Origin of the sequence: Streptomyces sp. NPDC088157, assembly GCF_044741545.1 — a bacterium.
Lineage (GTDB): Bacteria > Actinomycetota > Actinomycetes > Streptomycetales > Streptomycetaceae > Streptomyces.
Map to the genome: position 1 here is coordinate 126,137 of NZ_JBIUSU010000012.1, position 13,533 is coordinate 139,669.

Sequence of the window (13,533 nt, forward strand, 5' to 3'; positions counted from 1 at the left end):
AACGTGGAGAACCTGATTGCGCTGCTGATCGCGGCGCCCCTGCTCGGAGCGGCCGTCCTTCTGGTCGGCGGCCGTCGGCTCGACGCCGTCGGCCACTGGGTCGGCACGCTCCTGTCGTCCGTCTCCTTCGTGTTCGGCGTCGTCCTCTTCAGCGACCTGCTGAGCAAGGACGCAGAACACCGGACGCTGACGCAGCACTTGTTCAGCTGGATCCCCGTCGAGGGCTTCCAGGCGGACGTCGCCTTCCGCCTCGACCAGCTGTCGATGACGTTCGTGCTGCTGATCACGGGCGTCGGCTCACTGATCCACCTGTACTCGATCGGGTACATGGAGCACGACGAGCGGCGCCGCCGCTTCTTCGGCTATCTGAACCTGTTCCTGGCGGCGATGCTGCTGCTCGTCCTCGCCGACAACTACCTGCTGCTGTACGTCGGCTGGGAGGGCGTCGGTCTCGCGTCCTACCTGCTCATCGGCTTCTGGCAGCACAAGCCCAGCGCCGCCACCGCCGCGAAGAAGGCCTTCCTGGTCAACCGCGTCGGTGACGTGGGCCTGTCGATCGCCATCATGCTGATGTTCACCACCTTCGGGACCTTCGCCTTCGGCCCGCTGCTCGGGGCGGAGGGAGAGCCCGGCATCGCCGGTGACGCGACGGAGGGCAAGCTCACCGCGATCGCCCTGATGCTGCTGCTCGCCGCCTGCGGCAAATCCGCCCAGGTGCCGTTGCAGTCCTGGCTCGGGGACGCGATGGAGGGCCCGACTCCGGTCTCGGCCCTCATCCACGCGGCGACGATGGTGACGGCGGGCGTGTACCTGATCGTCCGCTCGGCGGCCATCTTCAACGGCGCACCAGACGCGCAACTCGTCGTCACCGTCGTCGGTGCCGTCACGCTCCTGTTCGGTGCGATCGTCGGTTGCGCGAAGGACGACATCAAGAAGGCGCTGGCCGGCTCGACCATGTCGCAGATCGGCTACATGGTGCTGGCCGCGGGTCTCGGCCCCATCGGCTACGTCTTCGCGATCATGCACCTGGTGACGCACGGCTTCTTCAAGGCCGGGCTGTTCCTCGGCGCGGGCTCGGTCATGCACGGCATGAACGACGAGGTCGACATGCGCAAGTACGGCGGCCTGCGCAAGTACATGCCGATCACCTTCGTCACCTTCGGTCTCGGCTACCTCGCCATCATCGGCTTCCCCGGTCTGTCCGGGTTCTTCTCCAAGGACAAGATCATCGAGGCGGCGTTCGCCAAGGGCGGCACCGAGGGCTGGATCCTAGGCGGTTGTGCCCTGCTCGGCGCGGCCATCACCGCGTACTACATGACGCGCGTGATGCTGATGACGTTCTTCGGAGAGGAGCGTTGGAAGAACCAACCCACCCGCTCTCCCGAGGCGCCCAGCGCGGAGCCCGCGGCCGCGCACCACGGCGAGCACGCGGAGCCGCACCCGCACGAGTCTCCCAAGGTCATGACGATCCCCATGATCGTGCTGGCCGTCGGGTCCGTCTTCGCCGGCGGGTTCTTCAGCATCGGCGACCGCTTCCTGCACTGGCTGGAGCCCGTCACCGGCCACTCCCACGGCGACTCGCCGGTCAGCGCCCTCACCGTCACCCTCGCCACGATGGTGGTCCTGGTGATCGGCGTGGCGATCGCCTACGCCCAGTACGGCCGCCGCCCCGTCCCGATCGTCGCCCCGCGCGGGTCGCTGCTCACCCGGGCCGCCCGGCGCGACCTCCTCCAGGACGACTTCAACCACGTCGTCCTGGTCCGGGGCGGCGAGCACCTCACGCGCTCCCTGGTCTACGTCGACCACACCCTGGTCGACGGAGTCGTCAACGGCACGGCGGCCTCGGTCGGCGGTCTCTCCGGGCGGCTGCGCCGACTCCAGAACGGATTCGCGCGGTCGTACGCGGTCTCGATGTTCGGCGGTGCGGCGGTCCTCATCGCCGCGACCCTGCTGATGAGGGCGGTCTGATACCGATGTCCTTTCCTCTGCTGACAGCGACGGCGGCGCTCCCGGCGATCGGGGCGGTCGTCACGGCCGCCGTACCGGCCGCCCGGCGCAACGCCGCCAAATCGCTGGCCTTGCTGTTCTCCCTCGCGACCCTCGCCCTGGCGATCGTCGTCCTGGTCCGCTTCGACCCGGACGGCGGCCGCTACCAGCTCACCGAGTCCCACTCCTGGATCGCGGACTTCGGGGTCAGGTACGAGCTGGGAGTGGACGGTATCGGGGTCGCGCTCGTCGCGCTGACCGCGCTGCTGATCCCGTTCATCATCCTCGCGGGCTGGCACGACGCCGACCCGCTGGAGACGGGCAACAAGCGCTGGCGGCCGACGCAGGGCTTCTTCGCCCTGATCCTGGCCGTCGAGGCGATGGTGATCCTCTCCTTCGAGGCGACCGACGTCTTCCTCTTCTACATCTTCTTCGAAGCCATGCTGATCCCGATGTACTTCCTCATCGGTGGCTTCGGGGACCGTGCCCATGAGCACGGTGAGGAGGTGGCGTCCACGCAACGGTCGTACGCGGCCGTGAAGTTCCTTCTGTACAACCTGGTCGGCGGCCTGATCATGCTGGCCGCGGTGATCGGCCTCTATGTGGTCGCCGGGAACTTCTCGCTCACCGAGATCGCCGAGGCCCGTGCCAACGGAACACTCGACATGGCGACGAACACCGAACGCTGGCTGTTCCTGGGCTTCTTCTTCGCCTTCGCGGTGAAGGCGCCCCTGTGGCCGCTGCACACCTGGCTGCCCAACGCCATGGGTGAGGCGACCACCCCGGTCGCCGTGCTCATCACGGCGGTCGTCGACAAGGTGGGCACTTTCGCGATGCTCCGGTTCTGTCTCCAGCTGTTCCCGGAGGCGAGCAAGTGGGCGACACCCGTCATCCTCGTCCTCGCGGTGATCAGCATCATCTACGGGGCGCTGCTCGCCGTGGGCCAGCGGGACATCAAGCGGCTGGTGGCCTACGCGTCGATCTCGCACTTCGGGTTCATCATCCTGGGCATCTTCGCGATGACGAGCCAGGGCCAGTCCGGCGCGACGCTCTACATGGTCAACCACGGCATCTCGACGGCGGCGCTGATGCTGGTCGCCGGATTCCTGATCTCCCGGCGCGGCTCGCGGCTCATCGCCGACTACGGCGGTGTCCAGAAGGTCGCCCCGGTGCTCGCCGGAACCTTCCTGATCGGCGGCCTGGCGACGCTGTCGCTGCCGGGACTCGCGCCCTTCGTGAGCGAGTTCCTGGTCCTGGTCGGCACGTTCGCGCGCTACCCGGCGATCGGCATCGTCGCCACCTTGGGCATCGTCCTCGCCGCGCTCTACACCCTCGTCCTCTACCAACGGACGATGACCGGCCCGGTGAAGCCCGAGGTCTCGGCGATGCCCGACCTACGCGCGCGTGAGCTCGTGGTCGTCACTCCGCTGATCGTGCTGCTGATCTTCCTGGGCGTCTACCCGAAGCCCGTCACGGAGATCGTGAATCCGGCGGTCAAGCAGACCCTGTCCGACGTACACAAGAAGGACCCCCAGCCCGAGGTGGAGGCGGCCAAGTGAGCGCATCAGCCGTCCACAGCCTGTGGACAACGGCGGCAACCGCGGCCGAACCGATCTCGAAGATCGACACGCCGAAGATCGAATACGGGCAATTGTCGCCCACCTTGATCGTCGTCGGCGCGGCGATCATCGGGGTGCTGGTCGAGGCGTTCGTGCCGCGCAAGCACCGCTATTACGCACAAGTATTCGTATCTGTCGTGGCGCTGGTCTCCGCCTTCGCCGCGGTGGTGGCGCTGGCGGAGGGCGGGTACGGCACCACGAAGGCGCGTATCGCCGCCATGGGCGCGATCGCGGTCGACGGACCGGCCCTCTTCCTCCAGGGCACGATCCTGCTGGCCGCCCTGGTCGGCCTGTTCACCTTCGCCGAACGGCGCCTCGACCCCGAGACGCACGGCAACAGGGTCGACTCCTTCGCCGCCCAGGCGGCCTCCGTGCCCGGCAGCGAGAGTGAACAGGCCGCGGTCAAGGCCGGGTTCACGACGACCGAGGTCTTCCCGCTGCTGCTGTTCGCAGTCGCCGGAATGCTGGTCTTCCCGTCGGCCAACGACCTGCTGACCCTCTTCATCGCCCTGGAAGTCTTCTCGCTGCCCCTGTACCTCCTGTGCGCACTGGCCCGCCGCAAGCGGCTCATGTCGCAGGAGGCCGCGGTCAAGTACTTCCTCCTCGGCGCGTTCGCCTCCGCGTTCACCCTCTTCGGCATCGCCCTGCTGTACGGGTACGCCGGCTCGGTGTCGTACGGCACGATCGCGCAGGTCGTCGACGGCACCGTCCAGAACGTGAACCCGGCGCTCGCCGACACCATGGGCAATGACGCGCTGCTCCTCGTCGGCGCGGCGATGATCGTCATGGGGCTGCTGTTCAAGGTGGGCGCGGTGCCGTTCCACATGTGGACACCCGACGTGTACCAAGGTGCGCCGACCCCGGTCACCGGCTTCATGGCCGCGGCGACCAAGGTGGCCGCCTTCGGCGCGCTGCTGCGCCTCCTCTACGTGGTTCTGCCCGGGCTGCGCTGGGACTGGCGTCCGGTCATGTGGGGCGTCGCGATCGTCACCATGCTGGGCGGCGCGATCGTCGCGATCACGCAGACCGACATCAAGCGGCTGCTGGCGTACTCGTCCATCGCGCACGCCGGATTCATCCTGGCGGGTGTCATCGCGACCACCCCGGACGGCGTCTCGTCGGTCCTCTTCTACCTGGCCGCGTACTCGTTCGTGACGATCGGCGCCTTCGCGGTGGTCACGCTTGTCCGCGACGCCGGTGGCGAGGCGACCCACCTGTCCAAGTGGGCCGGGCTCGGGCGCAGGTCGCCGCTGGTGGCGGCCGTGTTCGCGGTGTTCCTGCTGGCCTTCGCCGGTATCCCGCTGACCAGCGGATTCGCCGGGAAGTTCGCTGTGTTCAAGGCAGCGGCGGAAGGTGGCGCGGCCCCGCTGGTCGTGGTCGGCGTGATCTCGTCGGCGATCGCGGCGTTCTTCTACATCCGCGTGATCGTGCTGATGTTCTTCAGCGAGCCGCGGCCGGACGGGCCGACCGTCGCCGTTCCGTCGCCGCTGACGATGACGGCGATCGCGGTGGGCGTGGCGGTCACCCTGGTGCTCGGTGTGGCGCCGCAGTACTTCCTGGACCTGGCGAACCAGGCGGGAGTGTTCGTGCGCTGACCCGCGGTGCCGCTGAACTGCGGCGGGTTCGTGCGGTGGGCCCGGTTTCCTTGAGAGGGAACCGGGCCCACCGACGTGTTCGTCGGCTCAGCCCGGCGGCCGGCTCCTCACCCCCGGCACGGAGAGTCACCGGAAAGAGCCTGTGGATAACTCCGGCACTGTCAGTCCGGACCCCTATCGTGGAGGCAGTGGTCGAGAGACGACGTACGGGGGACCAGTCGATGGGCGGGACGGGCGGGATCAGCGAGATGACAGGTATCACCGGGACAACGGAGCGGACCGAGAGCGAGGCGCTGGCCACGCTGAACCGGGTCTTCGGATACGACGCCTTCCGCGGCGAGCAGGAAGCGGTCATCGAGCACGTGGTGGCCGGCGGGGACGCGGTCGTCCTCATGCCGACCGGCGGCGGCAAGTCGCTGTGCTACCAGATCCCCTCCCTGGTCAGACCAGGTACGGGCATCGTCGTCTCGCCACTGATCGCACTGATGCAGGACCAGGTCGACGCGCTGCGGGCGCTCGGCGTGCGCGCCGGCTTCGTCAACTCCACCCAGGACTTCGACGAGCGGCGCGTGGTCGAGGCCGAGTTCCTCGCCGGTGAGCTGGACCTGCTGTACCTGGCACCGGAACGGCTGCGCCTGGAGTCCACCCTGGACCTCCTCTCGCGCGGCAAGATCGCGGTCTTCGCGATCGACGAGGCGCACTGCGTCTCCCAGTGGGGCCACGACTTCCGCCCCGACTACCTGTCCCTCTCCCTGCTCGGCGAGCGCTGGCCGGACGTCCCGCGCATCGCGCTCACGGCGACGGCCACACACGCGACGCACCAGGAGATCACCCAGCGGCTGCACATGCCGTCGGCCCGGCACTTCGTGGCGAGCTTCGACCGGCCCAACATCCAGTACCGGATCGTGCCGAAGGCCGATCCCAAGAAGCAGCTGCTGAGCTTCCTGCGCGAGGAGCACGCGGGCGACGCGGGCATCGTGTACTGCCTCTCGCGCAACTCCGTCGAGAAGACAGCCGAGTTCCTGTCCCGCAACGGCGTCGAGGCCGTGCCCTACCACGCCGGTCTGGACGCGGGCACGCGCGCGGCGCACCAGTCCCGGTTCCTGCGGGAGGACGGCCTGGTCGTGTGCGCGACCATCGCCTTCGGTATGGGCATCGACAAGCCGGACGTACGGTTCGTCGCCCACCTCGACCTGCCCAAGTCGATCGAGGGCTACTACCAGGAGACGGGTCGTGGCGGCCGCGACGGACTCCCCTCCACGGCATGGATGGCCTACGGGCTCAACGACGTCATACAACAGCGCAAGCTGATCCAGTCCGGGGAGGGCGACGAGGCCTTCCGGCGGCGGGCCGGCGCACACCTGGACTCGATGCTGGCGCTGTGCGAGACCGCTCGGTGCCGCCGCGGACAGCTCCTCGCCTACTTCGGTCAGGAACCGGAGCCGACCGGCTGCGGCAACTGCGACACCTGCCTCACCCCTCCGGAGACCTGGGACGGCACCGTCGCGGCCCAGAAGGTGCTGTCGACGATCGTGCGGCTTCAGCGGGAGCGCGGGCAGAAGTTCGGCGCGGTGCAGATCGTCGACATCCTGATGGGCAAGCGCACGGCCAAGGTGATCCAGTTCGACCACGATCAGCTGTCGGTGTTCGGCATCGGCGAGGAGCTCTCCGAGGGCGAATGGCGCGGCGTCGTACGGCAGTTGTTGGCGCAGGGGCTGCTCGCGGTCGAGGGGGAGTACGGCACGCTGGTGCTGACGGAGGCCAGCGGGGTGGTGCTGCGCCGCGAGCGGGACGTCCCGCTGCGCAAGGAGCCGAAGAGGGCGGCGACGTCGAAGGCGTCGGGTTCTTCCTCCTCCGGCAGGAGCAAGTCCAAGGCCGCCGCGGCCGAGCTGCCCGAGGAGCTGTTGCCCGCCTTCGAGGCCCTGCGGGCCTGGCGCGCCGAACAGGCCCGTGAGCAGGGCGTCCCCGCGTACGTCATCTTCCACGACGCCACGCTCCGGGAGATCGCCACGGCATGGCCGACCTCGGTGCAGCAGCTCGGCGGCATCGGCGGTGTAGGCGAGAAGAAGCTGGTGACATACGGGGAGGGTGTGATCGCGGTGCTGGCGTCACTCGGCGACGCACGGAGCGCCGCTTCGGGCGCCGCCGCTTCGGGACCTGCTGAGAGCTCCGCCCCCGGCACCGCTCCGGGCGCCGGAACAGACCCCGGAGCTCCGGACTACTGGCCCGAGATGGACGCGGAGCCGGAGCCCGAGGACTGGATGTAGAGAGGGAGGGCTGGGTACCGGGGACTGGATACCGAGGACTGGCCGGCCGGCCGTCGGGGCGGGAAGGGCATGGGGCCGGCTTCAGGCGGACCGGTGCCTCACAGGGCGCGCGTCGCGTACGCCCTGACGTCCGCGTCGGAGTCCGTCGTCGCCGTGGCGAGGGCCGCGCGGGCGGCCTCCGAGACGCGGTGGCGGGTCAGAGCCAGGACGGCGGCCTTGCGGACGTCGGCGTTCGGATCGGCCAGGGTCTTGGCGAGGACGGAGACGGCCGTGTCGGGGTGGGCCACGGACAGCGCGGTGGCCGCGCCGGCCCGGACCTGCCAGGCGGGGTCGGCCAGGGCGGTCACGGCCCGGGCGGCGAGCGGCACCGGGCATCCCGTGGTGCCCAACGCCCCGTAAGCGGCGGCACGCACCAAGGCATCGGGGTCGTCGACGAGCCCGAGGAGGGCCGCGTGGACGGCGTCGTGCTCGGGGGCGAGGCCTGTACCGGAGCCGGAGCCGGAGCCGGAGCCGGACGCGGAGCCGTGAAGGGTGCCGGGGCCCGGGACTGTGCCGGTGCCGGCGCCAGGGCCGGACGGCGGGGCGTTGTCCAGGCGGCCGGCCGCCACCGTGGCGAGGGACTTGGCGATCGTGACGCGGACCTCGCGGGACGGGTCGGCGGTCGCCGCGCGGGCCAGTTCGTCGGCGGCGTCGACGGACACCAGGGCGCGGACGGCCTCGATCCGGACGGCGATGTCGACGTCGGTGAGAGAGCCCGCGAACAGGTCGGCGTCGCCGAGGCGCAGCGCCCGCAGCACGTCCAGGGCCGCCGCGCGGACGACGGGGTCGGACTCGGCCAGGGCGGCGGCGAGGCCGTCGCGCAGGGCGGGTTCCGGCGGCAGGGTCTCGACGAGCTCGCGCAGCGAGGCCGCGGCCGCGGCGCGTACCTCCGCGGACGGATCACGCAGCGCCTCGGCGAGGGCGGGGCCGGTGCCCGACGGCACGGTCTCGGTGAGGACGGCGACGGCCTCGCGCCGGACGGCGGGCACCGGGTCGGTCAAGTAGGGCAGAAGGGCCGTGAGTTCGGGCTCCTCCTCGGCGAGGGCGACGAGTTCGAGGAGACGGGAGGAGGACCGGAGGGAGGAGGAGTGCTCGGGGGCGGAACCGGATCCGGATTCCGAAAGCGCCGAGGTGTCGCTCGACCCGGAGACGGCTTCTCCGGCCCCGGTGGCGACGGGCGCCACGTCCCGTGAACCGGCCGTGGCCACCTCCTCGGGGTGGATCTCGCCGAGATGACGGGAAGGGCCGCCGACGGGGGTGAACTCGTCGACCGGAACCAGATAGGGAGCCACGGGACGGGCCGTGAACTCCATCGCACCGGAGGGGGACTTGTGCAGATCGAGGTGATGGAACCAGGAGGCGTCGTCGCGGAGGGGGTGGTCGAGGCGCTCGTGATAGAGGCCCCAGCGGGATTCGGTACGGGCAAGGGAGGCGCGCGCGGCCATCTCCGCGCAGTCACGGATGAAGCTGACCTCGGCGCACCGCATCAGCTCGTGCGGGGTACGGGCGCCCATCTCGGCGATGTCGTCGCGCATCCGCTCGAAGGCCTCCAGGGCCAACGACAGCCGCGCGCCCGACTTCGGCGGGGTGACGTAGTCGTTCACGAACCGGCGGAGCTTGTACTCGACCTGGGGCTGCGGCGGGCCCTGCGGACTGCGCAGCGGGCGGTAGATCAGTTCGTGCGCCTCGCGCAGTTGGTCAGTGGGCAGCTCACCGTCGTACGCCCGGTACTGGGCCGCGTCCGAGCCGGCCAGGTCGCCGAAGACGAACGCGCCGATCATGTAGTTGTGCGGGACGCAGGCCAGGTCACCGGCGGCGTACAGGCGGGGGACGGTCGTACGGGCGTGGTCGTCCACCCTTACACCCGAGGCCGAATGGCCGCCGCACAGGCCGATCTCCGAGATGTGCATCTCGATGTCGTGCGTGCGGTAGTCGTGTCCGCGGCCGGAGTGGAAGGTGCCCCGGGTGGGACGCTCGGTGGAGTGCAGGATCGACTCCAGGGCCGAGATCGACTCCTCCGGGAGGTGGCTCAGCTTCAGGTACACCGGGCCCCGGTCGCTCGCGACCTCCGCCGCGAACTCGGCCATCATCTGGCCCGACCAGTAGTCGGAGTCGACGAAGCGTTCGCCGTGCCGGTTGACCTGGTAACCACCGAAGGGGTTGGCGACGTAGGCGCAGGCCGGGCCGTTGTAGTCCTTGATCAACGGGTTGATCTGGAAGCACTCGATGCCGGTCAGCTCGGCGCCCGCGTGGTAGGCCATGGCGTAGCCGTCGCCCGCGTTGGTGGGGTTCTCGTAGGTGCCGTACAGGTAGCCGGAGGCGGGCAGGCCGAGGCGGCCGCAGGCGCCGGTCGCGAGGACGACCCCGCCCGCGCGGACGGTGACGAACTGCCCGGTGCGGGTGTTGAAGCCGACCGCACCGATGGCCCGCCCGTCCTCCGGAGACGTCAGCACGCGCACCGGCATCACCCGGTTTTCGATCCGGATCCGCTCCCGCATCTCGCGCCGTCGAAGCTGCCGGTACAGGACCTTCTTGACGTCCTTGCCCTCCGGCATGGGCAGCACATAGGAGCCGGAACGGTGGACCTGGCGGACCGCGTAGTCGCCGTGCTCGTCCTTCTCGAACTTCACGCCGTACGACTCCAGGCGCTGCACCATGGCGAAGCCGCGGGTGGCGGTCTGGCGGACGGTGGACTGGTCGACGATGCCGTCGTTGGCGCGGGTGATCTCGGCGACGTAGTCGTCGGGCTCGGCGCGGCCGGGGATGACCGCGTTGTTGACACCGTCCATGCCCATCGCGAGTGCCCCGGAGTGGCGGACGTGGGCCTTCTCCAGGAGCAGGACGTCCGCGCCGCGCTCGGCGGCCGTCAGGGCCGCCATGGTGCCGGCGGTGCCGCCACCGATGACGAGGACGTCGCAGGTCAGCTCCTCGGCGTCGCCGAGCGCGGGGATCTGCAGAAGGGTGTCCACCGGGGTGCCTTTCAGATGCTCAGTGAGGTCAGGACGTCGCGTCGCAGGGCCACGCGTGCCGGGTCGTCGTGGGCGGCGCGCTCGCGCGGGCGCGGTACGTCCCGTACGGCGACGAGGCGGCCCGCGCCCAGGAGGGCGACGCGGTCGCCGAGGAACAGGGCCTCGTCCACGTCATGGGTGACGAAGACGACGGTCGCGCCCGTGCCCTGCAGCACCTCCACCAGCAGGTCCTGCATGCCCGCCCGGGTCTGGGCGTCGAGGGCGCCGAAGGGTTCGTCCATGAGGACGGCGCGCGGGCCCGCGGCGAGGGCCCGGGCCAGTTGCGCCCGCTGGCGCTGGCCTCCGGAGACGCGGTGCGGCAACTGCCGTGCGCGGTCGGCGAGTCCGACCCGCTCGAGCCAGGCCGCGGCCTGCGTCCTGCGCTCCGCGCGCGGTGAGCCCTGGATGGCGAGGGGGAGTTCGACGTTGGACAGCAGGGTGCGCCAGGGGAGAAGGGCGTCCTCCTGGAAGACCAGCGCGCGGTCCGCCGCCGGCCCGCCGATCGGCCGGCCGTCCTGCTCCACGGCACCGGTCAGCGCGGGCAGCAGCCCGGACAGTGTGCGCAGCAGCGTCGACTTGCCGCAGCCCGAGGGCCCGACGACGGTCAGGATCTCGCCCGGCCGGACGTCCAGGTCGACGTCGGCCAGGGCGGTGGCGTCGGGGCGGCCGAGAGTGGCCGCGCGGAGGGTGAGCCGGGTGCCGCGTGCCCCTGTGCCGGAGGCCGTACCGGTGGCCGCGTCGGCGGTGTCCGTACGGGTGGTCTCGCGGGTCTCAGACGAGGTGCTCATCGCGCGCCTCCTCGGGTTCGGGGCCGGTGGGAGTGGCGGGAGAGGCCGCCGGTGCGGGAGAGGCCGACCGGACGCTGCCCGGCCGGGGCCGGCCTGTCGGGACGTACGACGTGCGGGGCAGCCAGCGGGTGAGGCGGCGTCCGAGGAGTTCCACGGCCGTGGACGTGGCCCAGCCGAGCACGCCGATCGTGACCATGCCGACGAACACTCCCGGGTAGTCGACGACCGTGTAGTCCTGCCAGGTCCGGTAGCCGACGCCGTACTGACCGGAGATCATCTCGGCGGAGATCACACAGATCCACGACACACCGATGCCGACCGACAACCCGCCGAAAATGCCGGGCAGCGCCCCGGGCAGCACGACCGAGCCGAGGATCCGCCACCGGCCGCCGCCCATGGTGCGTACCGCCTCCTCCCACCCGGGGGCCAGCGCGCGGACCGCGTGACGGGTGGATACCAGGACCGGGAAGAAGGCGGCGGTGAAGGTGATGAAGACGATGCCCTGTTCGTTGGAGGGGAAGAGCAGGATCGCGACAGGCACCAGGGCGATCGCGGGGATCGGGCGGACGATTTCGAGGACCGGTCCGAGCAGGTCCTCGGCGAGGCGCGAGCGCGCCACGAGCACGCCCGTGGCCACGCCGAGGACGGCGGCCAGAAGGAATCCGGTGACGATGCGGGTGAGGCTGTCGGTGAGGTCGGTCCAGTAGTCGTCGCCGGCCAGGCGGTCGGCGAAGGCGCGGGCCACGTCGGCGACCGTGGGGAACTGCGAGAAACGAAGCCACAGGTCGACGTTCAGGCTGGTCAGCAGCTGCCACAGGCCGAGGGCGGCCGCCACCGAGGCCACCCGCAGCACGTACCGGGTCACGACGCCCGTCCCAGCGCGTCGGCGTACGTGACGACCCGGGCGCCGCCATGGGCGCCGACGTAGGCCTGCGCGGTCGCCGGGGCGACGAACGGCAGAAGTGTCCCGCCGTCGGCCACCCAGACGGCCTTGTCGGCGAACCACAGGGTGCCGGTGGTGGCGTCGGGGACGTAGGCGGCGCGGATGCCGTCCCTGTGCTGCGCGACGTAGGTCAGAAGTTCGGCGGGCGTCTTGAAGGTACGGGTCTTTGTGGCGTCCTTGGGCCATACCTCGCTCGTGGCCGGTGCGGGCGCGGCGGCGAGCTGCTTCGCGTACGACGAGCCGAGGGCCTTCTTCACGTACTGGTCGTCGACGAAGGAGTCCACGTCGACGTCCCCGGTCAGCTTCGCCGCCTTCAGGATCGAGACGTCCTCCTTGAGCGCGGAGACGAGCTGGGGCTTGACGGCCGGATCGAAGGTGGAGATGCCGTGGGCGCCGTTGTAGAGATAGACGACCTCGGCCGGCAGGCCGGTGGCCTCGGCGACCTTCTCGGCGGCGGCCACCGGGTGCGTGTTGAGGTAGTCGCTTGCTTCCGACTGTGCCTTCAGGAACGCCTCCAGCACGGCCGGGCGCTTCTTGGCGAAGTCCTCTCGGGCGGTGACGCCGTGGAAGGTGGGCAGGTCCAGCTGGGCGCCGTCGTACAGGGCCTTGGCCTTGCCCTGGTAGGCGAGCAGGCCGGGCCAGGCGACGAACTGCGAGAGCGCGTCGGCGCTGCCCGCGGAGAGGGCCGACGCACCCACGGCCGGCTGCTGGTTGAGCTTCTCGATGCCCTTGTCCGGGTCGATGCCGGCACGCTGCAAGGCCCGTACGAGGGTGCCGTCGGCGGCGGAACCGATGCTGGTGGAGACCTTCCTGCCCTTGAGGTCCTCGATGGACGCGAGCTTGGAGCCGGGTGCCGTGACGATGGTGTTGAGGCCGCCACGGAGGTTGTAGCCGGTGACCGAGACGAGGTGGGTGGGCTTGCCGAGCTGTTTGCCGCGGGCCGCGTTGATGAGCAGCGGGAAGTCGCCCATCGAGCCGATGTCGATCTTTCCGGCGGTCATCTGCGCGGTGATGGGGGCGCCGGTGGCGTAGTCCTGCCAGTCCACCTTGTAGGTCGTGCCGTCGCCGAGGGCGTTCAGCTGCTTCTCGAAGTAGCCGAGTGAGCGCAGCAGGGTGCCTGCCGTGACGGTGTTGATGGTCTTGGATTGGTAGCCGACGGTGACGGTGACTGTCGAACCGCTACCGGCTTCGGCGCTGCCGCACCCGGTGAGGGGGAGCAGCAGGAGGGCGGCGGACGCGGCGGTCGCCCGGGCTTTCATCGCTTTGGGTTCCATGGAGGTTCGGGCCT

8 protein-coding genes are annotated in these 13,533 nt (G+C 70.3%); 4 read left to right on the forward strand and 4 right to left on the reverse strand.

Going from position 1 to position 13,533, the window contains the following annotated elements:
* The first annotated feature begins 3 nt into the window (after positions 1-3).
* The 4 genes from nuoL to recQ all read left to right on the forward strand — a co-directional run bounded on the left by nuoL (position 4) and on the right by recQ (position 7,467).
* Positions 4-1,968: an NADH-quinone oxidoreductase subunit L gene (gene nuoL / locus ACIPFH_RS37860; RefSeq protein WP_401833818.1), complete on the forward strand. Its 1,965-nt coding sequence runs from the start codon at positions 4-6 to the stop codon at positions 1,966-1,968.
* A 5-nt stretch (positions 1,969-1,973) separates the two neighbouring features.
* Positions 1,974-3,545, forward strand: coding sequence for an NADH-quinone oxidoreductase subunit M (locus ACIPFH_RS37865; protein ID WP_401833820.1), 1,572 nt, complete (start codon positions 1,974-1,976; stop codon positions 3,543-3,545).
* A complete protein-coding gene (gene nuoN, locus ACIPFH_RS37870) occupies positions 3,542-5,200 on the forward strand; it encodes an NADH-quinone oxidoreductase subunit NuoN (protein ID WP_401833822.1) in 1,659 nt (552 codons plus the stop codon). The genes ACIPFH_RS37865 and nuoN overlap by 4 nt, the downstream gene beginning before the upstream one ends.
* Before the next feature lie 221 nt (positions 5,201-5,421).
* Positions 5,422-7,467: a DNA helicase RecQ gene (recQ, locus tag ACIPFH_RS37875; RefSeq protein WP_401834014.1), complete on the forward strand. Its 2,046-nt coding sequence runs from the start codon at positions 5,422-5,424 to the stop codon at positions 7,465-7,467.
* Positions 7,468-7,565: 98 nt separating this feature from the next.
* Here recQ and ACIPFH_RS37880 read toward each other — a convergent pair whose 3' ends face one another.
* Genes ACIPFH_RS37880 through ACIPFH_RS37895 form a run of 4 tightly spaced genes read right to left on the reverse strand, consistent with a single transcriptional unit; the run spans position 7,566 to position 13,504 of the window.
* Entirely contained in the window at positions 7,566-10,475 is a 2,910-nt protein-coding gene (locus tag ACIPFH_RS37880; RefSeq protein WP_401833825.1) for a fumarate reductase/succinate dehydrogenase flavoprotein subunit, read from the reverse strand.
* Positions 10,476-10,486: 11 nt separating this feature from the next.
* Complete coding sequence (locus ACIPFH_RS37885; protein WP_401833828.1) at positions 10,487-11,302, reverse strand: ABC transporter ATP-binding protein; 816 nt, start codon at positions 11,300-11,302, stop codon at positions 10,487-10,489.
* Positions 11,286-12,167, reverse strand: coding sequence for an ABC transporter permease (locus ACIPFH_RS37890; protein ID WP_401833830.1), 882 nt, complete (start codon positions 12,165-12,167; stop codon positions 11,286-11,288). The genes ACIPFH_RS37885 and ACIPFH_RS37890 overlap by 17 nt, the downstream gene beginning before the upstream one ends.
* A complete protein-coding gene (locus ACIPFH_RS37895; RefSeq protein WP_401833831.1) occupies positions 12,164-13,504 on the reverse strand; it encodes an ABC transporter substrate-binding protein in 1,341 nt (446 codons plus the stop codon). The genes ACIPFH_RS37890 and ACIPFH_RS37895 overlap by 4 nt, the downstream gene beginning before the upstream one ends.
* Positions 13,505-13,533: the final 29 nt, after the last annotated feature.

Bases quoted from the DNA above. Each gene is read 5' to 3' on its own strand.
- ACIPFH_RS37895 (WP_401833831.1), bottom strand. From the start codon at position 13,504: ATGAAAGCCCGGGCGACCGCCGCGTCCGCCGCCCTCCTGCTGCTCCCC.
- ACIPFH_RS37885 (WP_401833828.1), bottom strand. From the start codon at position 11,302: ATGAGCACCTCGTCTGAGACCCGCGAGACCACCCGTACGGACACCGCC.
- recQ (WP_401834014.1), top strand. From the start codon at position 5,422: ATGGGCGGGACGGGCGGGATCAGCGAGATGACAGGTATCACCGGGACA.
- ACIPFH_RS37865 (WP_401833820.1), top strand. From the start codon at position 1,974: ATGTCCTTTCCTCTGCTGACAGCGACGGCGGCGCTCCCGGCGATCGGG.